This window comes from Hymenobacter sp. FMD4 (assembly GCF_058932745.1).
Genome location: NZ_JBZYWH010000003.1, coordinates 41,038 through 65,069 on the forward strand (window position 1 = coordinate 41,038; position 24,032 = coordinate 65,069).

Genomic DNA, 24,032 nt, shown 5'->3' on the forward strand with positions numbered 1-24,032 from the left:
TTAGAAGCTAGCGTTCAGGCCAAAAGTGAAGGTGCGGGCACGGGGATAGAAGTTGTTGTCAACCCCAGAGAAAATTTCCGGATCCAGACCGCTGTACTTGGTAATCAGGAATACATTCTGAACAGCTGCGGTCAGGCGAAGATTCGCACGTTCGGAGAAAATGCTGCCCACGTTGTAACCCAATGTGATGTTTTCGCCACGGAGGAACGAGCCGTTTTCCACGTAATAGTCGGAGAAGAACTGCGCGGTGCGGAAGTTGGTATTTCCGATGCTCGAGGGCAGGTTGCTTACAAAGCCGGTTGAGCTCTGCGCGTTAGCGAAGTTAGCACCGTTGCCAGCAATGGCGTTGTATACGTAGTTGCCGGTGTTGGCGCGCAGCACGGTGCTCAGCGACAATTTCTTGTAGGCCAAGGTGGTCGAGAAACCAAACGTAGCGAGGGGAGCCCGCTGCTTGTAGCGGTAGAGGTCGTTCTCGTTGATGATGCCGTCACCGCTGCGGTCTACGTACACACCCTCAACCGGCCGGCCGTCCTGGCCATACACCTGCTGATACACATAGAAGGCATTGTTCGGGAAGCCCACCGAGTTGATTTGGATGGTGCTGCCGGTACCGCCCGGTATGCCTTCTACCTGGTAACCCACGAAGCCTTCCTGCTGAGCACCGAGGTCGGTGATTTCAGTTTTGTTGTAAGCCACGTTGAAGTTCAAGTCCCAAGTGAAGTTATCAGTGCGTACGGGAGCAGCATTCAGCGCTACTTCCACGCCACGGTTGCGCAGTGAACCGATGTTGCGGTTCAACTGGTTGGCGAGGCCGCCGGCTGGTACAAATACGTTAGCCAGCAGGTCATTGGATTCACGCTCGTAAACATCGATAGAACCAGAAAGGCGATTGTCAAGCACGCCCCAGTCCAGGCCCAAGTTGATGGTGGTGGTCGTTTCCCAGCGCAGGTCAGCATTGTAGCCTGACGGACGTTGCGTCGTGACGAAGATAGGGTTGCCAGAGGGGTCAAGACCAATTTGGTATTGTACCGTAGAGCGGCCCGTTACGTAGCGCGGCAGGTAGTCAAATGGGCCGCCAATTTCTTGCTGGCCCGTGATGCCGTAACCGGCACGCAGCTTCAGCTCTGAAATGGAGTTCAGGTTGGCCAGGAAGTTTTCGCCCTTGATGCGCCAGCCCAAGCCCAAAGCTGGGAAGTAACCGCTACGGTTTTCTTCGCCGAAACGCGAGGTGTTGTCATTGCGCAGCGTAGCCGTCAGCAGGTAACGGTCTTTTACCGTCAGGTTAGCGCGGCTGAAATACGAGATAAGACGGTACGGAATGTAGAAACCAGCTACTGTTTGGGTAGCACCGGCAGTAGCCAGCGTGGTACGGTCAAAGCGGTAAGGCAAGAAGAGCGGACCCTCTTCTTCAAAATCTTGGTGAGAGTAGCCTGCCTGGATGTCAAACTTGCTGTTCTCGCCCAGTTGCTTGTTGTAAGCCAAGTAGAACTCCAGCAGGCGCATGTCCTTGTTCTGCTTGAACTCGCTGAAGCGGCCGTTCTGATTGACGTTGGTTGCGTCGGGGTTGAAAGTGCCAAAGTCGGTTACGGCGTTGGTGGTGGAACCGGAGCCGCGCGACAGGTCAGTAGCCAAGTTCAGATTGGCACGCAGCTCGGGCAGGAAGTGGAACTTGTAGTCCAACTGCACGTTGCCGATGAAGCGCTTTACATCACTGATGTTGTTTGTGTTGTTCAGAGATGCTACCGGGTTGCCGGGCGCCAAGCTGAGCGGGCGGCCGGAAGGCGTCAAGAACTGATAGTAGCCACCGAAGGGAGCAAACTGTGCCTCAGCTGAGCGCACGGGCTGGGTGGGGTCATAAAAAATGGCAGTGCCAATCTGGCCATTGTCGATGAAGCGGTTCTTCAGTTGGGTGCCTTTGGCATTAACGTCAATGCGCAGGTGGCCGTCGAGAATTACAGGCGATAGGCTGAGGGCGCCCGTGTTACGCTTCAGGTTGTTGGTGATGACAATACCGTCCTGGTACAGGTTGCCGTACGACACACGGAAGGGCAGTTTGCCCAGGTTGCCGGTCAAGCTGACGTTGTTGTCATAGGTAGCGGCAGTGCGGAAAATCTCGTCCTGCCAGTTGGTGTTGGCCGTGCCGAGGGTAGCAACTTGACCAGGTAGGCCATTTGCTTGAATTACAGAACGGAACTCGTCGGCGCCCAATACATCATAAGTTTTGAAAGGACGCGAAACGGAAGTCTGCGACGAGAAATTTACGGTGAGCTTCTCGCCTTGTACACCACGCTTGGTAGTGATGAGTATTACCCCGTTGGAGGCGCGGTTGCCGTAAATGGCCAACGCGGAAGCATCCTTCAGTACCGTTACCGACTCGATGTCGTTCGGGTTGATAAGCGAAAGCGGGTTACTGGCACCGCTGATGCCACCTTTATCTACCGGCACACCATCGATTACGAACAGCGGATCGTTGTTGGCGTTAAGCGAAGAGCCGCCGCGGATACGGATAGCGTTGGCTGCCCCGGGGGCACCGCCGCCGGTGGTGATGTTCACACCCGCAATCTTACCCTGCACCAATTGCTCCGGGTTGGTAATCTGGCCGGGCACGAAGTCCTTGGCCTGTACCGTCGCAATAGCCCCGGTTACGTCCTGACGACGCTGTACGCCGTAGCCCACTACCACGGCTTCATTCAGCAGCGTAGTGTTTTCGCCCAGCGTAATAGCGGGCACGTTGGTTGTTTGGCCCGCCGCTACGTTCACGGGAACCCGTTGGGTGGAGTAGCCCACAAACGAGGCAATAACCGTCTGCTGACCGGCCGGCACGTTTGTAATCAGGTACTGACCTTCGGCATTGGTAGAGCTACCAAGCTGAGTGCCTTCCACAATAATCGTTACGCCCGGTAGAGCTGAATTTTTTTCGTCGACAATGCGGCCGCTTACCGTGCCCGTCTGGGCGGCGGCATGCAGGCAGCAACTGACGAGCAGGAAAAGCAGAAACCATACTTTCTGCAGGTAGGAGTGCTTCATGATGACATGAAATGGGTTGTGGGAAATATTAGCGGGGATTGGTGAGGCTCTGGTAGGATGCGTCGGCGTCGGTCATGGCTGTTTTCTGGCACATTTGAAGAGACGCTACAACGGCATTATCGTAAATAAACTCCGCAAGATAAAGTTTTGCTAACATCAAACACAACCGGCCCTAGAACTTCATACAGAAGCTATTTTGTAAAGTACACTGAATTGCGGCTTATTCAATTTAACAGGCTTTACTTGCGGAAAATTTATAATATTATCAGGGTCTCATATAAAGCCAGAATAGCAAGTCGGCCAAGGCGCTGGATGCTATAGCATAAGCAATCAGCATTATCTCGTCAGCTTTCTATACCGTTCTCCAATCTTGCCCTTTCTCCGTTCTTCTTCTCCCAAATCCCAACTGCATGCGCGTCATTTACCTCTGTTGTCTGCTGCTGATTTCGGCCACCACTTGGGCCCAAACAACCTTTCGCCTGACCAGCATCCCGGCAAATACTCCGCCCAACCACACGCTCTATATCGCCGGCAGCTTCAATAACTGGAATCCCAACGCATCGGCCTGGGCGTTATCGCCCATCGGTAATGGGCAGTACGAAGTGACCTTACCGGCAAGCGTGACCGGAACCATCGAGTTTAAGTTTACTCGCGGCTCCTGGGCCTCAGTGGAGGCCGATGCCCAATACAACGACATTGCCAATCGTCGGTACACCATCGGTAGCGGAGCGGCTACTGTGAGCCTGACGGTGGTCAACTGGAAGGATCTGGGCGGCACCACCTGCCAGAGTACTGCCCTGCAGCCGCAAGTGCGGGTGATGGATGCTGCATTTGCCATGCCCCAGCTCGGCCGCACGCGCCGCATTTGGGTGTACGTGCCCGCCGATTATGCTACCAGCCAACGCCGGTACCCGGTACTCTACCTGCATGACGGTCAGAATGTATTTGACCAATGCACCAGCTTTAGCGGGGAGTGGGGAGTAGATGAAACCCTGGCCCAACTACAGCAGCAGGGCCTGGATGCTACTGGATGTATTGTGGTGGCGGTGGACAACGGTGGAGCCAGCCGCCTAAACGAGTACTCGCCGTGGAACAACCCGCAGTATGGCGGCGGTCAAGGCGACCAATACGTGGAATTTCTCACGCAGACGCTTAAGCCCCACATCGATGCGCAGTACCGCACCATGCCGGGCCGCGAGCATACCGGCATTGCCGGCTCCAGCATGGGTGCCCTTATTTCGGTGTATGCCGCGCTGAAGTACCCGGCAGTGTACAGCAAGGTGGGGGTGTTTTCGCCGGCCTTCTGGTTTGCCGAAACCCAGTTGAAAAACTACCTGCATCAGCACCGGGCCACCGCATCATTGCCCACGCGCTTTTACTTCGCGGCGGGTACGCAGGAAAGCCAAACCATGGTACCGCTCATGCAGGCTGTGAGGGATTCGCTGCTCCGAGCCGGTTACAATGCCGCTGACCTCAGCTACCAAACGCATGCCGATGGGCAGCACTCCGAATGGTATTGGCGACGGGAGTTTCCTGCTGCTTACCAATGGCTGTTCCGGCCCTCCAACGTCAACAGCAGCACGGCAGCTAAACAAGGCTCTACGTTCAGTTTATTCCCAAACCCAGCTACCAGCTCCATCACGGTGCATTTGCCCAGTGGCTGGCGCGATGCTCGCTTAGAAATCTTTGACACTACGGGCAGAGTAGTACTGCGTAACTCATTGCGACAGGCAAGCACAGTGGTCAGCGTGACAGGTTTAGCAAAGGGTACATATACGTTACGCCTCCGTAGTGGAAAGGCGAATGTTAGTCAGGCGTTTGTGAAGCAATAAAGCTTCTGCTTGGAGGCTCTGCCAACAATTATAGTTTGAGCTTCTGTCAAAACCTGAAACAAACTGGGACTTGCATGCTTTCTAGTGATGTCGTCCAATAAAAGCTGTACGCTCCGGCCCAGAGTTTATAAATTCATCAGGCAAGAGCTTGAAATTCCTTTCTGTATTTCGTTATTTTCATGTAATGCGCCAATTGTTAATGAAATTTCAATCAAGGTCGTATTTTGTGATGATAAGTGTAATATTTTTTGCGTTTGCTGAAAGTAGCAGTACTTTTGCACCGTCAACCATTCACTCACCATGACATCAGCTACTACAACCCTTCAACTCTGGTGGTGGCCCTGCCGAATACTCGGACGGGACGCTCAGTCATTGTCTGTGGGGTAGCATTAGCAGTTGACCCTTCAGTATCTGATAATCAGCAACAAGCCCGGCCGAACACGCCGGGCTTGTTGCTTTTCGGGCCCGGTGATAGAAGTCAATGCCAGCCCGAAATCTTTGCTCATGACCGCTTCCATTAAGCTCCGCACCCGCCACCTTACATTACCCGCCGACACTGTTACGCCCGTCGGCCTGTACCTGCGGTTGCGCGACCAGTACCCCGGCTGTCTGTTGCTGGAAAGCTCTGACTACCACGCCCAGCAGAACGCCTTTTCCTATATCGCCTTCGACGAGCTGGCCCGCCTTGAGTTGCGAGGAGCTGAGCTGCTGGAGCGCCTGCCCGATGGCTCGGAGGAGCAGACCACACTACAGAACCCACGCCATGAGGCCCTGGAACGGCTGCGTAATTTTGCGGCGCGCTTTGCGGCTCCTACGGTTGAGTTGCCCTTTATCAGCGGCGGCCTATTCGGCTACCTCGGCTTCGGGGCCGCGCAATACTGTGAAGACGTAGCTTTCAACCAAGACAAACCTGCAGCCGGTCCGCTCCCTGATGCCCGCTACGGGCTCTACCGTTACGTATTGGCCCTGAATCACTTTCGGCAGGAACTGCACATCTTCGAGCATACGCCCGACAACGTGGCACCCGACGAAGACGCGCTTCGCCGCTTGCTGAGCGTGGTGCGTAGCACCGTTCGTCCGACGTTCGAATTTGCCATGGAAGGGGAGGAGCAAACCAACCTCACCGATGATGAGTTTCGGCGCATTCTGGCGGCCGGGCAGCAGCACTGTTTGCGCGGCGATGTATTTCAGATCGTGTTGTCGCGCCGCTTTGCGCAGCGCTTCCGCGGCGATGAGTTCCAGGTGTACCGCGCCCTGCGAGCCATCAATCCCTCGCCCTACCTCTTTTATTTCGACTACGGCCAATACCGCCTGCTGGGCTCGTCGCCTGAGCCGCAACTGCGCGTAGAGGGCCGCGAGGCTAGCATATTCCCCATTGCCGGCACTTTCCGCCGCACCGGCCACGATGCCGAAGATGCAGCACTAGCTCAAAAGCTAGCTGATGACCCGAAGGAAAATGCCGAACACGTGATGTTGGTAGACCTCGCCCGCAACGACTTAGCTCGCCACGGCCGCACGGTGGAAGTGCGTAGGTTCCGTGAAATTCAGTACTACTCCCACGTCATTCACCTGGTAAGCCACGTTGCTGCCACCCTGGCCGATGGCACCGACCCGCTGCAGGTGGCTGCCGATACGTTTCCGGCCGGCACTCTCTCTGGCGCGCCCAAAGTGCGGGCCATGCAGCTCATTGATGAGCTGGAACCCACGGCCCGCGGCCTGTACGGGGGCTGCATCGGGCATTTGGGACTCAACGGCGACTTCAATCATGCCATTTTCATTCGCTCGTTTGTGAGCGTGGGGCGCACCCTGTACTTCCAGGCCGGCGCCGGGGTGGTAGCAAAATCCGAAATAGAATCGGAGCTGAATGAGGTGCACCACAAGCTGGCCGCCCTGCGCCAGGCGCTGAAGCAAGCTACGGCCGCTGGCGAGGAAGTAAAGCCGGTGGAGATAAAAGGAACTTCTGACTCAGTGTCTGCTGCTCTTTAATCGGAGAGCTGTATTGGTCTGCCAAACGCCCGTTGCCATGTCTATTCTAGTTTTCGACAATTACGATTCTTTCACCTATAACCTTGTGCAGGTGCTGCGCGAGCTAGGCTACGCCGATCAGCTCACGGTGCGCCGTAACGACCAACTCAGCCTGGATGAAGTGGCCGCTTACGACGCTGTGTTGCTCTCACCCGGCCCTGGTATTCCATCCGAAGCTGGCCTAATGCCCGAACTCATCAGCCGATACGCACCCTCGAAGCGCATTTTGGGTGTGTGCCTCGGTCACCAAGGCATTGCCGAAAGCTTTGGGGCGCAGCTGCTCAACCTAAGCACTGTCCGCCATGGCGTAGCCACCGATGCACTGGTAACGGCTCCCGACGAACGGCTGTTCCGAGGCATTCCCGAGCGTTTCCGGGTAGGGCGTTACCACTCCTGGGCCGTGCAGCCGGGCTCCTTGCCCGAGTGCCTTGAAGCCACCGCTTTCGACGAGGAAGGCGAAATCATGGCGCTGCGCCACCGCGAGTACGACGTGCGCGGCGTGCAGTTCCACCCCGAATCCATTCTGACCGAACACGGACACCGCCTGATGCAAAACTGGCTTGAAGGATAAGATGGTAAAGAGACGACGTTGGGAGTAAGAACTGATAATTGGAGCCTGTCCACAACGTCCTCCGGTCAACCCTTCCAAGCTTACGACATCACAAACTCACTTTTGCAATGAAAGTCCTCCTCACCGCCTTGTTTGACCACCAAACCCTGACCCGCAGCGAAGCTTATGAGCTTATGCTGCGCCTAGGGCAGGGCGAGGTGAACGACGCGGAAGCCGCTGCTTTGCTGACGGTTTTCCGCATGCGCCCGATTACCGTGCCCGAGCTGGCTGGCTTCCGCGACGCTCTGTTGCAGCTCTGCCGCGACCCGGAGCTTGGCACCCACGAAGTTCTCGACATCGTAGGGACCGGCGGCGACGGCAAGGAAACGCTTAACATCAGTACGCTGGCCAGCTTCGTAGTAGCTGGAGCAGGCCACAAAGTGGTGAAACATGGCAACTTCGGCGTGTCGTCGTCGGTTGGGGCTTCAAACATTCTGGCCTACTTCGGCTATAATTTCGATGCTTCTACTGATCAGTTGCGCCGGCAACTAGATGCTGCCAACATTTGCTTTCTGCACGCCCCGGCTTTTCATCCGGCCATGCGCCGCGTGGCCCCTGTGCGTCGCGAGTTGGGCCTGCGCACCTTCTTCAACATGCTGGGCCCGCTAATCAACCCCGCCCGTCCAAGCGCGCAACTGCTGGGCGTGTACAGCCTAGAGCTGCTGCGCCTTTACCAATACCTGCTGCAGGAAACGGGCACCCGCTACGCCGTGGTACACGCACTGGACGGCTACGACGAACTTTCCCTTACCGGCGAAGCCAAAATTGCCACCTCCGAAGGAGGCGAACGGCTACTGACGGCAGCGGGCCTGGGCTTGCCCGTGTGTCGCGCCGAGGAACTGGTTGGTGGCCGCTCAGTGGAAGGTTCGGCGCGCATGTTCCGCGACGTGCTCGACGGCAAGGGTACCCGCCCGCAGTGCGACGTGGTGGCCGCCAACGCCGCCCTTGGCATCTGCTGCATTGCGCCCCAAACCTCGCTATCGGATGCGCTGGATGCGGCTTATGAGTCGCTGGATTCGGGCCGCGCCCGGCACGCCTTCACCACTCTGCTGAATACGTAGTCGCGCTGCCGCTCTGGCCGTCGTGCGCTTTTGCCTTTTCGAAACCACACCCTTTTCACAGTCCTCAGCTCGCCTAGTGCTTGTTTCTGACCGGAAGCAGCCGCGGAAAGAGGCCTTGCCTATGAATACCATCGTATCAACTCCCGACGTTCTGGCCCGCATAGTGGCGCATAAGCTGCAAGAAGTGGCCGAGCGCCGTAGCCTGGTGCCCGTGAAGCTGCTGGAGCGCAGCCAGTACTTAACTTCTCCCACGTTGTCGCTGCGCGGGTATCTGCGGCGGCCCGAACTAAGCGGCATCATTGCGGAATACAAGCGTCGCTCGCCCTCCAAAGGCTGGATCAACGAGTTTGCGCCCGTGGAGCGCACCACCCTCGGCTACATGCAAGCTGGCGCCTCGGCCCTGTCGATTCTGACCGACACCGAATTCTTCGGCGGCAAAAACGACGACCTGACCACGGCCCGCCGCTTCAACCTGTGCCCTATCCTGCGCAAGGATTTCGTGGTGGATGAGTACCAGTTGTTGGAAGCCCGCAGCATCGGGGCCGATGCCGTGCTGCTGATTGCTTCGGTGCTGGAGCCCACGGAAGTGCGCCGCTTGGGCCATTTGGCCAAGGACCTCGGCCTGGAGGTGCTGCTGGAAGTGCACGACCGCACCGAATTGGTGCGCACGCTGGATGTCGCCCTCGATGCGGTGGACCTGGTAGGCGTAAACAACCGCGACCTGCGCGACTTCTCCGTGTCCCTCGACCGCTCCCTAGAACTGGCCGAACTGCTGCCGGCTCACTTAGGACGCGTGGCCGAGAGCGGCCTGCGCACCGCTGCCGATATTCATTTGCTGCGCCGTGCCGGGTTTGATGGCTTCTTGATTGGCGAGACTTTCATGCGGAACAGCCGCCCCGAAAAGGCCTGCGCCACCTTGGTGCAGCAGTTGCGCGAACTGGAAGCCACCCGCTAACTGTTGTCGCTGCCATGACTGCTGTTACGTCGTTGTCGCCCCGTCCGCTACGGGTCATCGGGTCCGTCAGACCGCTTGTGAAAGTGTGCGGCCTGAAGTATCCCGAAAACGTGGCGGCTGTGGCTTCCCTGGGTGCGGATATGTTGGGCTTCATCTTCGCCCCTAAGTCACCGCGCTACGCTACCGACACGCTCGATGCCGCGCAAATGCGCCATTTGCCCCTGACCAAAGTAGGAGTGTTCGTAAACGAGCGTCCAGCTGTCATTCGGCGTCTCGCTCTGCACTTCGGCCTAGATGCGGTGCAGCTGCACGGGCAGGAAAGCCCGGCGGTATGCGCTGAGCTGGCCGCAACTGGTCTGGCCGTGCTGAAGGCATTTGGGGTAGGAGAGCAGTTTGATAGTGCCGCGCTGGAATCGTACGTGCCACACTGCCAGCTTTTTGTGCTCGATACCGCTGGCCCGGCAGCTGGTGGCAACGGAGTCACCTTTGATTGGGACTTGCTCCGCGATTATGCGCTACCCACGCCCTATCTGCTGGCGGGAGGCCTCGGGCCGGAGCACGCGGCTCAACTGACTTCCTTGCGGCTGCCAGGCTTGGCCGGCTTCGATGTCAACAGCCGGTTTGAGTCGGCTCCCGGGGTGAAAAGAGTAGAGTTGTTAAGTACGTTTTTGCGCGAATTGCGCGGCTGATATCAGCCCGTAGAGGCCACTGCTTTGCAGACCGACCGCGAGCTAATAACACCAGACTACCATGAGCCAATACCAACCAACCGCCCGCGGCTACTACGGCCAGTTCGGCGGCGCCTTCATCCCCGAAATGCTCTACCCCAATGTGGAAGAGCTGCGGGAGCAGTACCTGAGCATTCTGGCCGATCCAGCGTTTCAGCAGGAGTACCAGCAGTTGCTGCGCGACTATGTGGGTCGGCCCACGCCGTTGTTCAAAGCGCAGCGGCTTTCGGCCCGCTACGGCGCTACCATCTACCTGAAGCGCGAAGACCTTTGCCACACCGGGGCCCACAAGGTCAACAACACGGTAGGACAGATCTTGCTGGCCGAGCGGCTGGGCAAAAAGCGCATCATCGCCGAAACCGGCGCCGGCCAACACGGCGTAGCAACCGCTACCGTGTGCGCCCTGCGCGGGCTGGAGTGCGTGGTGTACATGGGCGCAGTGGACATGGAGCGCCAGCGCCCCAACGTGGCCCGCATGCGCATGCTGGGAGCCGAAGTTCGCCCCGTTACCAGCGGTAGCCAAACACTCAAGGATGCCACCAACGAAGCCATCCGCGACTGGATTACCAACCCCACCGATACGCACTACATCATCGGCTCGGTGGTGGGCCCGCACCCATATCCTGATCTGGTGGCGCGCCTCCAGGCCGTTATCAGCGAGGAAATCCGCAAGCAACTGCTGGCGCAAGCCGGCCGCGAGCTGCCCGACTATGTGGTAGCCTGCGTGGGCGGCGGGTCCAACGCAGCTGGGGCGTTCTACCATTTCCTCGATGAGCCCAGCGTGCAACTGGTAGCCGTGGAAGCTGCCGGCCATGGCGTCGAGACCGACAAATCGGCGGCGACGTCGGTGCTGGGCCGGCCGGGCATTATCCACGGCAGCCGAACCCTGCTGATGCAGGACGAGCACGGCCAGATAACGGAGCCGCACTCCATTTCGGCGGGCCTTGATTACCCAGGTATTGGTCCTTTGCACGCTTTTCTGGCCGATTCCAAACGGGCAAAGTTTATCAGCATCACCGATGCGGCTGCGCTGGAAGCAGCTCAGATGTGCAGCCGCCTGGAAGGCATCATTCCGGCCCTCGAAACCGCTCACGCCTTCGCTGCGCTCGATCAGCTTGAGCTAAAGCCCGAAGATGTAGTAGTGCTGAACCTCTCCGGTCGCGGCGACAAAGACCTCGAAACCTACCTGCGCGAGTTGCACTTAGCGTAAGCTGCCGCATTGGTGCCTTGAGGTTTGCTGCGTAATGGAGCACCTCTGAATCCGTGACATTCGTCTAATCTGAAGAATCTGTGGTCAATCGATTTGCCGACCTGTTTGCCCGCAAGCCGCAAGGCGTGCTCAATCTGTACATCACGGCCGGCTACCCCGCCTTGCACGACACCGTGCCGCTGCTGCGCACCCTCGCCGAAGCCGGCGCCGACGTACTGGAAATCGGTGTGCCGTTTTCCGATCCGCTGGCCGACGGCCCTGTCATTCAACAGACAAGCACCATCGCCTTGCGAAACGGGATGACCCTGCGCCGGCTCCTCGATGAGCTACAGGGCGTACGGAAGCACCTGCCCGACACGCCGCTACTGCTCATGGGCTACCTGAACCCAGTGATGCAGCTCGGCATGGAGGAGTTTTGCCGCCGCGCTTCCGAGGCTGGTATCGACGGCGTAATTCTGCCCGACCTGCCGGCTGAGGAATACGCCGAGTTTTACCAGGAGACCTTCCGACGCTACAACCTGCGCCCGGTTTTTCTTATCACTCCGCAAACCTCGGAGGCCCGCATCCGCCGCCTCGATGAGCTGACCGAGGCCTTTCTATACCTGGTATCGGGCCCGGGCCTCACCGGCGGCAATCAAACCGCCGACCATGGCAAGCAAGAAGCCTACTTGCAGCGCATTGAAGCCATGAACCTGCGCAATCCGCGCCTGGTCGGCTTCGGCATTGCCGACCGCAGCTCCTTTGAGCAAGCGTGCCGCCATGCCCACGGGGCCATCATCGGCTCGGCGCTGCTCAAGTCGCTGGAAGGCGCCCCTGATCCGCATGCCGCCGCTCGCGAGTTTGTGCAGCGCATCCGGTAGCCCACCATCAATCCTCGAAATCAAAAGACATTCAGCGGTCCATGATCATTCACCTCGACCCCCAGCTCACACCTGCCGCGCAAGACTCCTTGGTGGAGCAGTTGCGGCAACTGCGTTTTAAAGTCACGCCCGTCCAAACCCAGCACGCCGCTTACCTCGTGGCGCTCGGCCCGCAGGATGTGGATTTGCGCCGCATCGGCTCCCTGCCCGGTGTGCGCGACGTGCATCGCGTGTCCGATGACTACAAGCTGGTCAGCCGCAAATGGCGTGTACATCCCACCGTGCTTGATTTGGGCGACGGAATACACCTGGGCGAGGGTTCGTTGAGCATCGTAGCTGGTCCGTGCAGCATCGAGAACGAGGCCCAGATGGAAGCCGTGATGCACCACCTGGTACAAAGCGGCGTGCGCCTGATGCGCGGTGGCGTGTTTAAGCCTCGGTCGTCGCCATACTCCTTCCGGGGCCTCGGTCTCGCCGGCCTGCGCGACTTCTACCGCCTAGCCCGACAGCACGGCCTGCGCATCGTGACGGAAGTGATGCAGGTGTCGCAGGTGGAAGAGATGTACGATTTCGTTGATGTGTTCCAAGTGGGAGCCCGCAACACGCAGAATTTCAACCTGCTCGATGCCTTGGGGCGCGTGGACAAGCCGGTGCTGCTGAAACGCGGTGTGTCGGGCACCATCGATGAGCTGCTGCACTCGGCCGAGTACATTTTCTCGGGCGGGAACGAGGATATAATTCTGTGCGAGCGAGGCATCCGTACTTTCGAAACGGCCTCGCGCAACACGTTGGACTTAAACGCCGTGCCTATCCTTAAAGAAAAGACGCATTTACCCGTGTTCGTCGATCCGTCGCACGGCATTGGTATCCGCGACCATGTGGCTCCGCTGGCTCTGGCCGGTGTAATGGCCGGTGCCGACGGCATCCTGTACGAAACGGCACCCATTCCTGAGCGCGCTGCTTCCGACGGCCAGCAAACCCTGAACTTCGCCGAATCGGCGCGGCTGGTGGAGGCATTACGCCGCACGTACGCCCTGCGGCAAGAACTGGTGGAGCAGGAATTGGTTTAAGGTTAAAAAGGAATCTGTGGCAAGGGCCGGGTTAAGGTTGGAAGAAGCCGCACCCGGCCCTTCCTTTGTTGTATGATGTTCGAATTCAGCCAGTATAGCTCCTTGCTACTGCCAGCATTCGTGCAGGGCGTTGTCTTTGGCATATTGTTGCTGATACGGAGTTGGCGTCTTGACGAGCCCGCTGACCGTTGGTTGGCTTGGCTGATCCTGCTGTACACTGCCAACATCGCCCAGTGGATGTTAGGCTTTGCCGGCTGGTACGATGCCCACAACGGCTATTCCACCTTCATGTTTTATTTCCCGTTCTCTATGAGCCTGGGCGCGGGGCCATTGTTTTACTTCTACTTTCGCAGCCTTACCAATCAAGCTTTTCGGCTCAGCCGCCGCCAGCTTTGGCACTTCGCGCCATGGGCCGCTTACGTCGGCTGGTTTGCAATCTGCTTGGTAGTCGATGTACTGGTGCGGCACCAGGGACTAGGGCAGCCGTTGCCGGAGCATTTCGGCACCAAGGGCGCCCTCATCAACATTCAGGAGGTACACGATGTGGCGGGGCTGCTCAACTACTTGTCGCTGGGGACCTATGGTTACCTCACGTTGCGCGAATACCAACAGTACCGACGTTACCTCAACGACAACTTCTCAGACACCGAGCTGCGGCGTTTCCAATGGCTGCGCAACGTGCTCTTGGCCGTGCTAGTGAGTACGGTGGTATCGGTAGCGTATTCCTTGGTCGATATCGGTGCCGGACTTTCTTACGTCGAGTACTGGTACGCCTTTTTCTTCACCGGGGTGCTCATCTATTACCTGAGTATTGCGGGCTGGCAAGCCCAGCACCAGTGGCGCGCGCCCTTGCACTTTGAGCCCAAGCTAGCTGCTGAACCGCAGGCAGCGCCGGTCACTAATATCGAGACGTACCCTGCCGAACCCGACGTAGTCCCGGCCGATTACTTGCGCTGGAATGAACGCCTAGAGCAACTCATGCGCACCGAGCGCCCCTATCTAGAGCCCGATCTTACCCTGGCCGAATTGGCCTTGCGGCTTCAAACGAATACTACTACGCTGTCGAAAGTCATCAACGCTGGCTTCGGCCAAAACTTCAACGACTTTGTGAACAGCTACCGGGTAAGCGAAGCTGAGCGCCTGCTGGTGGATGCACGCTATCAGCACTACACGTTGGTGGCCATTGCGTTAGAGTCAGGATTTAATTCCAAATCCACCTTCAATCGAGTGTTTAAGAAGCTCAAGGGTGAAACCCCAAGTGAGACCTCCGCGCGGCTCAAATCACAAATTGGGGCGTCCCGAATCATAACCTGAAGCGCTTTGACAGCCTTATGAAGGCAGTTTTGGGTCATTAACCAACCCAGTGCTGCGTCATGAAAAAGCTGTTGTTTTCCGCCGTTCCTTTGCAAAACCGCGCCGTCGACATCGCGTGGCTATTTTTTCGTCTTCATCTGGGCTTATCCATTGCCGATGGTGCCGGCCTGCCCAAGCTTACTAACCTAGCCGCCGTGGCCAGCGCCCGGATACCTGGCCCACCTGATTGGTTTGTGCAGCAGGTGGCGGGCCTAGGGTTTACGTTCCCATCACCCTATTTCTGGGCTGGTGCCGCCGTGTGGGGCGAGTTTGCAGGTGGCCTGTTGATTGCGCTGGGACTGTTCACGCGCTGGAGCGGATTCCAATTGGCGTTTCAGTTCTTCGTCGTGGCGTTTCTGTGGTATGAGGACCCTTCACCAATCACCGGGATGTATTTTCAGCAGCTACTGTTTTGGGCCTTTGTTGTCGTCACGGCGGTAGGGCCGGGGCGGTATTCCATTGATTATTTGCTGACGCGCCCAAGGCCGGTTAACTTAAATCCTGTTCCATTGGCCGCCACCTCTTACCTCACAAAGCCGGTTGTGGCTGTTTTAGCACTGTTGCTCGCAGTAGTTACGGCCAGTTGGGCCGGCGATAATCTGCACTCCAACTTATTTGTGGAGCCAGGTAAGCAGTTTTTGCTCGGCGGCGGACAGCGTGGTACCTTCCGGGTCACTGCCCGAAATATTGGGCGGGTGCAGGTGGAAATCAAGGAGAAGCGGACTGATGGCAGCATCAGCAGCAGGGGCATGCTGGCGCCTGGGCACAGCGCTACCCTACGCTTTGAACCGGGCTCAGCAGCGGTTGTTGTAAACGCAAGCAGCGCAACCGCAAACCTGAGTCTGACGGTACGCGGCGAAACTAGTCTTGGCATGCGCAGTGAAGAGTTAAAATAACTGGACGTAGGGCTGTTAGCGACCGTATTCCGCACTTTCCCTTATTGAAAAATATAGGCTCGAACCCAGGCGAAGTTGCACCAACTGGATTTTCATTTATCTTTGTAGTCACTATGCTGCGCCAGTCCATCAAATGCAACTTTAATCTGTACGTTCGCCCCACGCAAGGGGATGGAGCCGTGCCGTTGCATGTCAGCCGATGAAGCCAAAGCAGCTACTAGACTTGACTTGAATCCAACTAAGCCCGGCTCCGCTAAGGAGACCGGGCTTTTTTTCTGCTTACCTAGTTCGTATGAAAGCCCATCACCTCACCGCCGAAGACCACCTTGTGTGGAAAGTTCTCTTCGACCGCCAAACTGCCCTGCTGCACCGCCGGGCGGCGGCACCGTTTGCGGTTGGCATTAGCCGTCTGGGCCTCACGCGCGATGCGGCTCCTGATCTGGACGAGCTCAATCAACGCCTGCAACAGCTGACCGGCTGGAGTATTGAACCAGTGCCCGGCCGCGTTGACGACCGTACATTCCTTTCCATGCTGAGCGAGCGGCGCTTTCCCGTCACGCACTGGATGCGACCTATGCGGCACTTCGATTACCTAGCGGGCCCCGACCTATTCCACGATGTGTTCGGACACTTGCCCATGCTAACAAATCCGGAATGGGCCGGCTGGCTCGAACACTTCGGCCAGATAGCGCGCCATCACCTAGCCGATAACCTGGCTGTGCAGCAATTGGTGCGCTTGTTTTGGCATACCGCGGAGTTTGGCCTGTTACGGGAAGGGGAGGAACTACGCGTATATGGGGCCGGGCTGCTTTCGTCAGCTGCCGAGCTGCACCGCTGCTTTGACAGCGAAGCCCCCCGGCAACCTCTTGATGTGGCGCAGGCTGTAAGCATGCCTGCCGTGCGGGATGGATTTCAAACGTTCTATTTCGTATTGCCTAGCTTAGCCGAGCTAGCGGATGCCACCGCGGAACTAGTGGCTCAGCTTACTACTGCAGGGAAGTCCGAGGTAGTAGGGTCGGTGCGCTAATCAGCTACCAATAAAAAGCAGGACAGCTTTTCAGCGGTCCTGCTTTTTTTATTTTAATCAGGCAATTAGTCGCTTATCGCCGACGACGAAGTTGACGAACACCCAATGCACCGGCAGCAGCTAGTAGCAAGGAAGCACCGCCATCAATAGGAACTTCGGTAGGCGTGGTGGGCGTGCCTGGGGTGGGGCCACCGGTGCCAGGGTTGCCAGATCCTTGAGCCTGAGCTGATTGAGCTAGGGCAGTAAATGCGAGCAACGCAAGCAGGCAGAAGGTAGCCCGAGCAATTGAGTTAGAAAAATTCATACAAATTAAAAAGAGGAGACAACAACGGCAGCACTAAGGAAACAAGCCCAACGCGTTTGACCAAACGCGTGGGCTTATTTCTCTTCAGTTATTCTACTATCACGCGTTTGGTGACAGCACCTTCGGGCAGGTTAATGCGCAGCGAGTAAACACCCTTTGCCAAATTGGCCAGGGATAGTTGCTGGGCTTCGCTGCCGCGTCCGGCAGGCAAGGTACGGTGCAGTACCTGTTGGCCAAGAGAGTTGTAGAGCACTGCTTCCACCGCTTTATTGCTGGCCGGAATTGTCAGCCACAACTGCTCATGAGCTGGGTTCGGGTATACGTGTACCTGGGCGCTCAACTGCGCAGGAGCTGTAGCTAGTGCCCGAGCCGGATTCAGCACCAGTGTAAAGCGCGGACCACGCTGGGCAGCATCGGCAGTGAAAGTGTAGCTCGCTTGTGAGCGAAGATTAACCACGGCACCCGTTTGGGCATCATGAAGTTCTACTCCAACGCCCACTGGCAGGTTCAGCAGCTGATCGGCCTGCAGGGTGTAAGTGCCGGTACGGTCAACGGCTACCACCAGCGGCAAGGTGACGGTGGAGTTGCCGAGCAGCGGCAGGCCGTTGATGGACAATTGCTCGCCGGCATTGTCCAGAGCCAGTAGGAGGCCATGGCCAGCGGTTAGCTTGCCTGCGTCATATGCGCGGTCGAAGCCGGCGGTAGCGCCTTGCTGGAAGTACACGGCTACTTGGTCAGTCAGGCCATTGCCAGCTAGGCTGAGTTGAACCAACGGGCGCGTTTCCACGGTGCGATGCATCACTGCGTTGGTGTAGGAGGTAACACGGGCCGCATTGGTCAGGGCTAGGCTGCCGGTGGTTCCGGAGGAGCTGGTGCGCACGAAGAAGCCCTGAGCTACCGGAATGATATTCGAGCCGCCGTTGGTGCCCACGCCGTTCACGAAGCTGGCGTAGCCGCCTTGGTACTGGCCGCTCGATTTGTACACGTACACCGCATTTTCAAGGCCAGTAGCAGTTGCAAAGGCCTGGTTCCAATCCAGTGGGGCGGGGTATGGGTTGCCGATCAGGTGCCAGCCGGCTTGGGCTTGGGCGCTGCGGCCAAGGTTAGTAATGTTGATAGCCCCATTATTGAGTGTACCCACGAAGTCTACCACCTGGCCACCGGCCAGGTTCACGGTGTAGCCACGGCCGGGCGTCATGGTCTCCGCCGTGCTGGCGGGCGATACCCACCCTTGGTCGAAATTGGCGTTGGCATTGGCGCCACTAGCCGTTACCTGCGCCTGGTTGTAGAAGAAGATGTTCGGGAAAGGCGTTACCAGCGTCGGCGTCGGCGAGGTGTTGTAAGCCGGGTTTACCACCGGCGAGAAAGCCGCCGTGGTTAGGTCAGCCAGCGTGGTTGCCGTAACCGGGGAGGAGAAGTGACGATAACCAGCACCTGAGTTCAGGCTCGGATCAATAAAGCGTTGCACTGCCGAGGTGCCAGTAACGGCGGCGCTGCCGTTGTTTACCACCATGGCCGTGCCGCTGGCGTTGGAAATCAGCGTCAGGTTACCGTTCGAAGCCAGATTGCCATTAAGCGTAAGCAGGCGCGCCACAGCCAGCGGCTGGCTTAGTTGCAGTCCACTCGCCCCGACGGTCAAGTTGCTGATGCTTCCGCCGTTGGTACCGGCAAAGCTCTGGGCCGACGGTCCAGCCGTAAGCACAGTACCAGTTCCTGAGAAAGTACCGTTGTTAGTCAAGTTGCCATTGAGGCGCATGGTGCCGGCGGCAGCTACCCTCAGCGAGGCGCCACTAGCAATAGTGATGTTCCGGGCATCAGCATTATTGCTTAGCACCGGCATGTTCGGTACGCCACTTGGAATGACCACATCATCTGCAGCACCGGGCACTACGTTGTTGCTCCAGTTGCCCGGATTGATGTAGTCGCTGCTGATAGCGCCAGTCCACTGTCCGCCAGCTTGGCTGTTCACGACCACCGTAAGGGTAAAAGTCGCTTGGGCAGCGGGAGTACCGTTGTCGGTAGCGGTGAAAGTGATTTGGTTCGTGCCTACGTTGCAAGCTGCTCCCGTAATAGTGAGGTTAGCCTGAGCACGGTCGGTGCCATTCCCCAGCATGTTGACCGTGGTGTTGCACAGCCCACCGGTATTTGCCTGCACCGTTACCGTCTGGCCAGGTTCCGGACCGATAAACTCGGGAGCCGTTGCGCCAGCCAAGGTGATGGTTTGTCCTACGTTTAGCGTGATGGTGTTGCCAGCCGGGAAGTTGCTGACAGTGGGAGGGATATTGTTGCTGGTGCCCCCTACGGTAAAGCCCAAGCACTGGCCATCGAGCCAATCTACGCCACCCGGCGTAACGTTATTGACGCGTAGGGTACCAGGTTGATCAAAGCGACCGAACTGGATGAAGTTAGTCCCATTGCCTTTGTTGATGCCAACAGTAGCCGGAAAACCGCCAAACCCACCTACGCCGCCTGAGGCAGTGCCGGTGGTCCATTGCATATCGTCGTAGGCAAAGAGTACATCGTTGCCGGAAAAGCCCGGAGCGGTGTTGGCCCTGATAACGAGCTGAAACGTATTCTTTTTATCACTTGCGTTGCCTTGATTGAAGTAGCCTACCCGGCTCCATACAACCACCAACCGGTTGGGATAAAGCTTGTACCACGCACTGCCGCTATTGCTAGGCGCCGGGTCCAAATCGGCCCAGAAGGGGGCAATCATGGGAATAGAAATCGGGAACCCGTCCGGGTCAAATTGCCCCAGTGGATTGTCGAAAGTGACGTTGCCGTTGTTGTTGATGTACAGTGAGTTATACACCGTTCCGTACAGCGAGAAGTTGAAGCCCAGCTGTACTTCGCCGGTCGAGCTATCATCGATACGGGGCAATCGGACCCAACCTGAACCCGCAGTGGCAGTATCCCCGAAGGCTTCAAAGCAAGCTGGTAATGCTGCCGGGGCCGGCGGCGACACGATGTGAGCAAAGCGCGACGGCCGTGCTGCCTGCACGTGGGCCTGCGCCTTGGCCAACTTACGCGCATAGTATTGAGGGTCCGCAACGGAAGGGTCTGAGCCTCGAGTGGCCGGCACCCGGGTGTGCTGGGCCCAGGCCTGACTCATGACCAGCGTACCCAACAGCAGTGCCGTACCGGCACGCCTTAGTAATTGGGGAAAAGTGGGCATAGAAGTAGGGAAGAAGTAGATGAATTGAGGGTTTCCAAATGATGGTTCAGTACTCAGCAGGACAGGGCACGACAAAGGAACAGGCGAAAGTAGCAAGTGCTATCAGATCATCGATGATTACCACATCTATATGTGAGAGATGTAACCCAGGGCTAACATGGTCAGCAAGGGACCCAAACACCTGTTACTCGCGTCTTCAGAAGGTGCCTATCCCGGGACTAGAGCCCTAATAAGGCCATCCAAGCCGGCGGTACACGAAATGCAGCAGCCACAGAGGGCCGATGAGTAGGAACTGAACATCCTTCAGAAAGCTGGGCTTCTTGCCTTCCACCTTATGGCCCCAAAACTGACCAATCCACGCTAGGACAAAGATAATCAGGCTGATTCCCCAAAGCGGGAGCGAAGCCCGCTCATCCACAACCCGTAAAGCCAGAGCGATAAATGCGCTGACCAAGACCATACCGGCCGCCAATGGCACCGACAGGCGGAGGTAATAAAGCACTGCCAGCACCATCACGACTGTGGCCCAGTTCAGCCAGGGGCTAAGTTGGCGCAACGCTTCCGGAACGGGCGCCGACCACAGCAAGCCTAGCAAGGAGAACATGATGAGCGGTACACAAATCCAATGCACCAGCTTATTGGTGGGGTTTTGGTGACTTTCACCGTACTCCGCAAGCAATGATGATAGGGTAGCGGTGGGCATAAGGAACAGCGTTAGATCAAAGAGGAAGTATGGAGAAGCCAAGATACTTTAGGGCTTTTTGCTAACAAAAAAGCCGCCGCAACAAACGTTGCGGCGGCCTTACTTTGGCGAGGTTACCTATGACCTGAGCTTGAATTTTTTACGCAAATAACCCAGCGCCAAGGCATTAGCTTTGCCGGCTGCCGCAGCGTCGTATTGGGGGTTGCTGGGGTTGGCGAAGGCGTGTACCGCTTCAAAGTTGTGGATGGTAACCTTCTTGCCAGCCTGCTTCATATTGGCTTGAAACTGCTGTACCACTGCCGGGCTGATGCTCTGGTCCTGTGTGGCAAATATGCCAAGCACGTCGGTATTCAACGTTTTTAACCTGGCTACATCCTTTTCGGGCATGCCATAATAGATGACGCAGCCAGCAGCTTGCTTACCGGCCAGCAAGGCCGCCTGCAACGACCAACTGCCCCCAAAGCACCAGCCAATGGTGGCTACCTGCGCCGTGGGACCCGCGTGCTGCAGGGCTCCGCGAATGATGTTTGAAGCCCGGGTTTTGTCTACTCTTTGTACCAGGGTGCTGGCTTCCTGCGCGGTCGTAGCAAGTTTGCCGTCGTAGAGGTCGATGGCCAGCACGGTTACCCCTGGCAGAGCTGCCGCTAGGCGGTCGGTTTCGCGCTTGATGTAATCGTTGAGCCCCCACCATTCGTGAATCACGAAAAGGTATTTGCCGGAAGGCTGGGTAGGGCGTACTTCATAGCCGTAGCCGGTGCTGCTGTCGGGGGTGGTGAAGGTTATCGTTTGGCCGGCCGCTTGCTGCGTGTAATCAAAAGGCACAGGGGCTTCGTGGCCACGCATAAAGTCCGGGTCGGCCGCCAGATTGGCGAAAGCCAGAATAGCATCGGAGCTGGGCTTGACGCAGCAGGCCGCAGCTTTCTGGGCGTATGCTGCGGCGCTGGCCCACAAAAGAGCTACCAGCAGGGTAAAGGCGTTTTTCATGGATGTGTGAGTAGAAGCTACCCACCCTGAATCGTAAACCCATCCAATATGTTTCGGGCCTAGGCCTTGCAAACTTCAGTGCCCGGGCCCGAAACATTGATGGGAATATCAACCGTTCGCGCCAGTTTGAACCACGGCTTTCAGCTCTGTTAGCAGGGCATAGAGGCCTACGTAAGTGCGGTTCAGGTAAATAAAGTGCTCCGAACCACGAGGCTCACGCTGCTGTCGCAGCTCGGGCTGCTGCATCAGTTGGTCGCCGAGGGCGTAGAGGGCCTGCATAAAGGCCGGATTGCCGAAGTCAAAGGTCGGTTGGCGGAACGGCTGCCCCACCAGCGTTAGGGAATCGTGCAGGGTGCGCAGGTACAGCTGGCGCAGCATGGGTGGGTCGGAAGGGCGCAGCACGCCAGCTTCTTCCAGCAGCGCCAGCAGGCGGCCTTCGTCGTGCAGCGTTTCAGGAGCCAGCAGAGCAGTGAACAGACGGTGTACATCGGCCGGAATGTCTTTCACGCAGCCAAAATCCAGCACGCCTACCGTACCACCCGCTTCGGTGCTTAGCAGGAAGTTGCCCGGGTGCGGGTCGGCGTGCACCTGCCGCAACTCGTGCAGCTGAAACATGTAGAAGTCCCACAGGGCTTGGCCGAGCTGATTTCGAACCAGCTGGCTAGGCTCGGTCAGCAGGAATTCCTTCAGGTGCTGGCCGGGCAGCCAGTCCATGGTAAGCACCCGCGGGGCCGATAGCTCGGGGTAATAGCGCGCAAATTGCAGGTGCGGTAAGTGGGCACAGCGGCTGGCCATGGCTTCGCCGCGGCGAAGCTCCAGGGCGTAATCAGTTTCCTCGATCAGGCGTGTCTCTACCTCCTCCATGTATGGGCGGACCTGCTCTTCATCCAGGCCCAGCACGCGCAGTGCGATGGGCTTCACCAATCGGATGTCGGAACGAATGCTATCGGCCACGCCAGGATACTGCACTTTCACCGCCAGCGCGTGGCCACCGCGCCGGGCGTAGTGCACTTGCCCAATGCTGGCGGCCTGCCGGGCGGCCGAATCAAACTCATCAAACAATTCGTACGGCGACTTGCCAAAAGCATCGCGAAAGGCTTTGACCACCAGCGGCCCCGATAGCGGCGGCGTCTGATACTGGGCTTGAGCAAACTGCTCGGCGTAGGCCGCGGGCAGAATGTTCTTCTCCATGGCCAGCATCTGGGCCACTTTCAGCACCGAGCCCTTCATCTGGCTTAGTGTACCGTACAGCTCGGCGGCGTTGGCCGCGTGCAGATCTTCGGTGCTGACGTCGGCGCCGGCAGCGCGTTTGGCGTAGTGCTTTACGTAGTTGGCCCCTACTTTCAGGCCGGTCTTGGCAAAACGGGCCGCACGGGCCACTTTCGTAGTGGGCAGCGATACCTGCGACGGGCCAGCCACGGAATCCGCAGCGGAGCCATTGGGATGGTCATTCATTAGCGCGGGCGGGATTGGAACAGGAAGCGGGCCAGGTCCAGCGCCGAGTCCAGCGTATTAGGGCCAACTAAGTCAAAGCTCAGCCGTACCGCTTTTTCCACCGCGGCATCGGTGCGCTCAAAGTTTATGGAGTCGTCCTTGGCAAAGAAACCGAGTACGAACAGTGCCTGCTGCCAAAACAAGCGCGGATACTGATGCTGCAGTACCGGGCGCACCGCTATTTCATCCGTGTTTTGGCCGGCCCGTAAAATACCACCTACGAAAGCCTCAAAGTCTTGCCGAAAATCATCGAGCACGCGGGGCGTGAAGCCGGGTAGCTCAGGCATGTAGCGCCGCAACGACTGCAGGGCATAGCTGCGGTTTTGCTTTAAAATTTCGAGCAGAGTAAAGTAAAACCCGAGCAGCTTCTCCCGGGCGCTATACTCAGGCCATACCGGCTCTTTGCTAGCCTGCTCGCGGGCCTGACGGCCGAAATCAGCCCAGATTTCTCGGTCGATGGCCGCGAAGTTGGGGTAGAAGCGGTAGAACTCCGCCTCCGGAATGCCCAGCTTTTGGGTCAGCTTGAATACCGAGGCCGGCGGGGTGTTTTTTCGCAGCACGTAATCAAGGTACGCCTGCTTGATGCGGTCTTTCTCCATAGCAGTGAAATAACCACCGTCCGCATGGTTTAGTTACCTGCACTAGTAGTAGCATAAGCTCGTGCGGTAAAGCAAACGAAGCAAGACGATAAATTTGAATATTAGTTTAGTAGTATACT

19 protein-coding genes are annotated in these 24,032 nt (G+C 57.7%); 12 read left to right on the forward strand and 7 right to left on the reverse strand.

What is annotated here, in order from left to right:
- Nucleotides 1-3,027 (reverse strand): SusC/RagA family TonB-linked outer membrane protein, encoded by a 3,027-nt coding sequence (locus AC5FXY_RS04030; RefSeq protein WP_493555350.1) that lies wholly within the window; start codon nucleotides 3,025-3,027, stop codon nucleotides 1-3.
- A gap of 410 nt (nucleotides 3,028-3,437) precedes the next feature.
- Between AC5FXY_RS04030 and AC5FXY_RS04035 the strand changes: the two genes are divergently transcribed.
- The 12 genes from AC5FXY_RS04035 to AC5FXY_RS04090 all read left to right on the forward strand — a co-directional run bounded on the left by AC5FXY_RS04035 (nucleotide 3,438) and on the right by AC5FXY_RS04090 (nucleotide 16,654).
- A complete protein-coding gene (locus AC5FXY_RS04035) occupies nucleotides 3,438-4,859 on the forward strand; it encodes an alpha/beta hydrolase-fold protein (RefSeq protein ID WP_493555351.1) in 1,422 nt (473 codons plus the stop codon).
- A gap of 504 nt (nucleotides 4,860-5,363) precedes the next feature.
- Entirely contained in the window at nucleotides 5,364-6,845 is a 1,482-nt protein-coding gene (locus tag AC5FXY_RS04040) for an anthranilate synthase component I family protein (RefSeq protein ID WP_493555352.1), read from the forward strand.
- A gap of 37 nt (nucleotides 6,846-6,882) precedes the next feature.
- On the forward strand, nucleotides 6,883-7,455 hold the full coding sequence (locus AC5FXY_RS04045) for an anthranilate synthase component II (RefSeq protein WP_493555353.1): 573 nt from the start codon (nucleotides 6,883-6,885) through the stop codon (nucleotides 7,453-7,455).
- A gap of 107 nt (nucleotides 7,456-7,562) precedes the next feature.
- Nucleotides 7,563-8,555 carry an anthranilate phosphoribosyltransferase gene (gene trpD / locus AC5FXY_RS04050; RefSeq protein WP_493555354.1) on the forward strand — a complete coding sequence of 331 codons (993 nt, stop codon included), beginning with the start codon at nucleotides 7,563-7,565 and terminating at the stop codon, nucleotides 8,553-8,555.
- Nucleotides 8,556-8,676: 121 nt separating this feature from the next.
- Nucleotides 8,677-9,510, forward strand: a complete 834-nt coding sequence (gene trpC, locus AC5FXY_RS04055; RefSeq protein ID WP_493555355.1) for an indole-3-glycerol phosphate synthase TrpC — start codon at nucleotides 8,677-8,679, stop codon at nucleotides 9,508-9,510.
- 14 nt (nucleotides 9,511-9,524) lie between these two features.
- Nucleotides 9,525-10,199, forward strand: coding sequence for a phosphoribosylanthranilate isomerase (locus tag AC5FXY_RS04060; protein WP_493555356.1), 675 nt, complete (start codon nucleotides 9,525-9,527; stop codon nucleotides 10,197-10,199).
- 61 nt (nucleotides 10,200-10,260) lie between these two features.
- Entirely contained in the window at nucleotides 10,261-11,448 is a 1,188-nt protein-coding gene (gene trpB, locus AC5FXY_RS04065; RefSeq protein ID WP_493555357.1) for a tryptophan synthase subunit beta, read from the forward strand.
- Between the two features lie 80 nt (nucleotides 11,449-11,528).
- Complete coding sequence (gene trpA, locus AC5FXY_RS04070; protein ID WP_493555358.1) at nucleotides 11,529-12,308, forward strand: tryptophan synthase subunit alpha; 780 nt, start codon at nucleotides 11,529-11,531, stop codon at nucleotides 12,306-12,308.
- Nucleotides 12,309-12,349: 41 nt separating this feature from the next.
- Nucleotides 12,350-13,378, forward strand: a complete 1,029-nt coding sequence (locus AC5FXY_RS04075; protein ID WP_493555359.1) for a bifunctional 3-deoxy-7-phosphoheptulonate synthase/chorismate mutase — start codon at nucleotides 12,350-12,352, stop codon at nucleotides 13,376-13,378.
- Nucleotides 13,379-13,450: 72 nt separating this feature from the next.
- Nucleotides 13,451-14,692 (forward strand): helix-turn-helix domain-containing protein, encoded by a 1,242-nt coding sequence (locus AC5FXY_RS04080; protein ID WP_493555360.1) that lies wholly within the window; start codon nucleotides 13,451-13,453, stop codon nucleotides 14,690-14,692.
- A gap of 59 nt (nucleotides 14,693-14,751) precedes the next feature.
- Nucleotides 14,752-15,627, forward strand: a complete 876-nt coding sequence (locus tag AC5FXY_RS04085; protein WP_493555361.1) for a DoxX family protein — start codon at nucleotides 14,752-14,754, stop codon at nucleotides 15,625-15,627.
- A 292-nt stretch (nucleotides 15,628-15,919) separates the two neighbouring features.
- Nucleotides 15,920-16,654, forward strand: a complete 735-nt coding sequence (locus AC5FXY_RS04090; RefSeq protein WP_493555362.1) for a phenylalanine 4-monooxygenase — start codon at nucleotides 15,920-15,922, stop codon at nucleotides 16,652-16,654.
- Between the two features lie 73 nt (nucleotides 16,655-16,727).
- On the opposite strand, the gene AC5FXY_RS04095 is transcribed toward AC5FXY_RS04090, so the two are convergent.
- From AC5FXY_RS04095 to AC5FXY_RS04120, 6 genes are all read right to left on the reverse strand, one after another.
- Nucleotides 16,728-16,958 (reverse strand): PID-CTERM protein-sorting domain-containing protein, encoded by a 231-nt coding sequence (locus AC5FXY_RS04095; RefSeq protein WP_493555363.1) that lies wholly within the window; start codon nucleotides 16,956-16,958, stop codon nucleotides 16,728-16,730.
- Between the two features lie 88 nt (nucleotides 16,959-17,046).
- On the reverse strand, nucleotides 17,047-20,133 hold the full coding sequence (locus AC5FXY_RS04100; RefSeq protein ID WP_493555364.1) for a DUF8693 domain-containing protein: 3,087 nt from the start codon (nucleotides 20,131-20,133) through the stop codon (nucleotides 17,047-17,049).
- Nucleotides 20,134-20,359: 226 nt separating this feature from the next.
- On the reverse strand, nucleotides 20,360-20,836 hold the full coding sequence (locus AC5FXY_RS04105; protein ID WP_493555365.1) for an Mpo1 family 2-hydroxy fatty acid dioxygenase: 477 nt from the start codon (nucleotides 20,834-20,836) through the stop codon (nucleotides 20,360-20,362).
- Between the two features lie 117 nt (nucleotides 20,837-20,953).
- The gene (locus tag AC5FXY_RS04110) at nucleotides 20,954-21,820 is read right to left on the reverse strand and encodes a dienelactone hydrolase family protein (RefSeq protein WP_493555366.1); all 867 of its coding nucleotides are present in this window, start codon (nucleotides 21,818-21,820) and stop codon (nucleotides 20,954-20,956) included.
- A 108-nt stretch (nucleotides 21,821-21,928) separates the two neighbouring features.
- Nucleotides 21,929-23,275, reverse strand: coding sequence for an ABC1 kinase family protein (locus AC5FXY_RS04115; protein WP_493555367.1), 1,347 nt, complete (start codon nucleotides 23,273-23,275; stop codon nucleotides 21,929-21,931).
- On the reverse strand, nucleotides 23,275-23,913 hold the full coding sequence (locus AC5FXY_RS04120; RefSeq protein ID WP_493555368.1) for a TetR/AcrR family transcriptional regulator: 639 nt from the start codon (nucleotides 23,911-23,913) through the stop codon (nucleotides 23,275-23,277). Before AC5FXY_RS04120 ends, AC5FXY_RS04115 begins: the two co-directional genes overlap by 1 nt.
- Nucleotides 23,914-24,032: the final 119 nt, after the last annotated feature.

Bases quoted from the DNA above. Each gene is read 5' to 3' on its own strand.
- AC5FXY_RS04030 (WP_493555350.1), bottom strand. From the start codon at position 3,027: ATGAAGCACTCCTACCTGCAGAAAGTATGGTTTCTGCTTTTCCTGCTC.
- AC5FXY_RS04035 (WP_493555351.1), top strand. From the start codon at position 3,438: ATGCGCGTCATTTACCTCTGTTGTCTGCTGCTGATTTCGGCCACCACT.
- AC5FXY_RS04040 (WP_493555352.1), top strand. From the start codon at position 5,364: ATGACCGCTTCCATTAAGCTCCGCACCCGCCACCTTACATTACCCGCC.
- AC5FXY_RS04045 (WP_493555353.1), top strand. From the start codon at position 6,883: ATGTCTATTCTAGTTTTCGACAATTACGATTCTTTCACCTATAACCTT.
- trpD (WP_493555354.1), top strand. From the start codon at position 7,563: ATGAAAGTCCTCCTCACCGCCTTGTTTGACCACCAAACCCTGACCCGC.
- trpC (WP_493555355.1), top strand. From the start codon at position 8,677: ATGAATACCATCGTATCAACTCCCGACGTTCTGGCCCGCATAGTGGCG.
- AC5FXY_RS04060 (WP_493555356.1), top strand. From the start codon at position 9,525: ATGACTGCTGTTACGTCGTTGTCGCCCCGTCCGCTACGGGTCATCGGG.
- trpB (WP_493555357.1), top strand. From the start codon at position 10,261: ATGAGCCAATACCAACCAACCGCCCGCGGCTACTACGGCCAGTTCGGC.
- AC5FXY_RS04075 (WP_493555359.1), top strand. From the start codon at position 12,350: ATGATCATTCACCTCGACCCCCAGCTCACACCTGCCGCGCAAGACTCC.
- AC5FXY_RS04080 (WP_493555360.1), top strand. From the start codon at position 13,451: ATGATGTTCGAATTCAGCCAGTATAGCTCCTTGCTACTGCCAGCATTC.
- AC5FXY_RS04085 (WP_493555361.1), top strand. From the start codon at position 14,752: ATGAAAAAGCTGTTGTTTTCCGCCGTTCCTTTGCAAAACCGCGCCGTC.
- AC5FXY_RS04090 (WP_493555362.1), top strand. From the start codon at position 15,920: ATGAAAGCCCATCACCTCACCGCCGAAGACCACCTTGTGTGGAAAGTT.
- AC5FXY_RS04095 (WP_493555363.1), bottom strand. From the start codon at position 16,958: ATGAATTTTTCTAACTCAATTGCTCGGGCTACCTTCTGCCTGCTTGCG.
- AC5FXY_RS04100 (WP_493555364.1), bottom strand. From the start codon at position 20,133: ATGCCCACTTTTCCCCAATTACTAAGGCGTGCCGGTACGGCACTGCTG.
- AC5FXY_RS04105 (WP_493555365.1), bottom strand. From the start codon at position 20,836: ATGCCCACCGCTACCCTATCATCATTGCTTGCGGAGTACGGTGAAAGT.
- AC5FXY_RS04110 (WP_493555366.1), bottom strand. From the start codon at position 21,820: ATGAAAAACGCCTTTACCCTGCTGGTAGCTCTTTTGTGGGCCAGCGCC.
- AC5FXY_RS04115 (WP_493555367.1), bottom strand. From the start codon at position 23,275: ATGAATGACCATCCCAATGGCTCCGCTGCGGATTCCGTGGCTGGCCCG.
- AC5FXY_RS04120 (WP_493555368.1), bottom strand. From the start codon at position 23,913: ATGGAGAAAGACCGCATCAAGCAGGCGTACCTTGATTACGTGCTGCGA.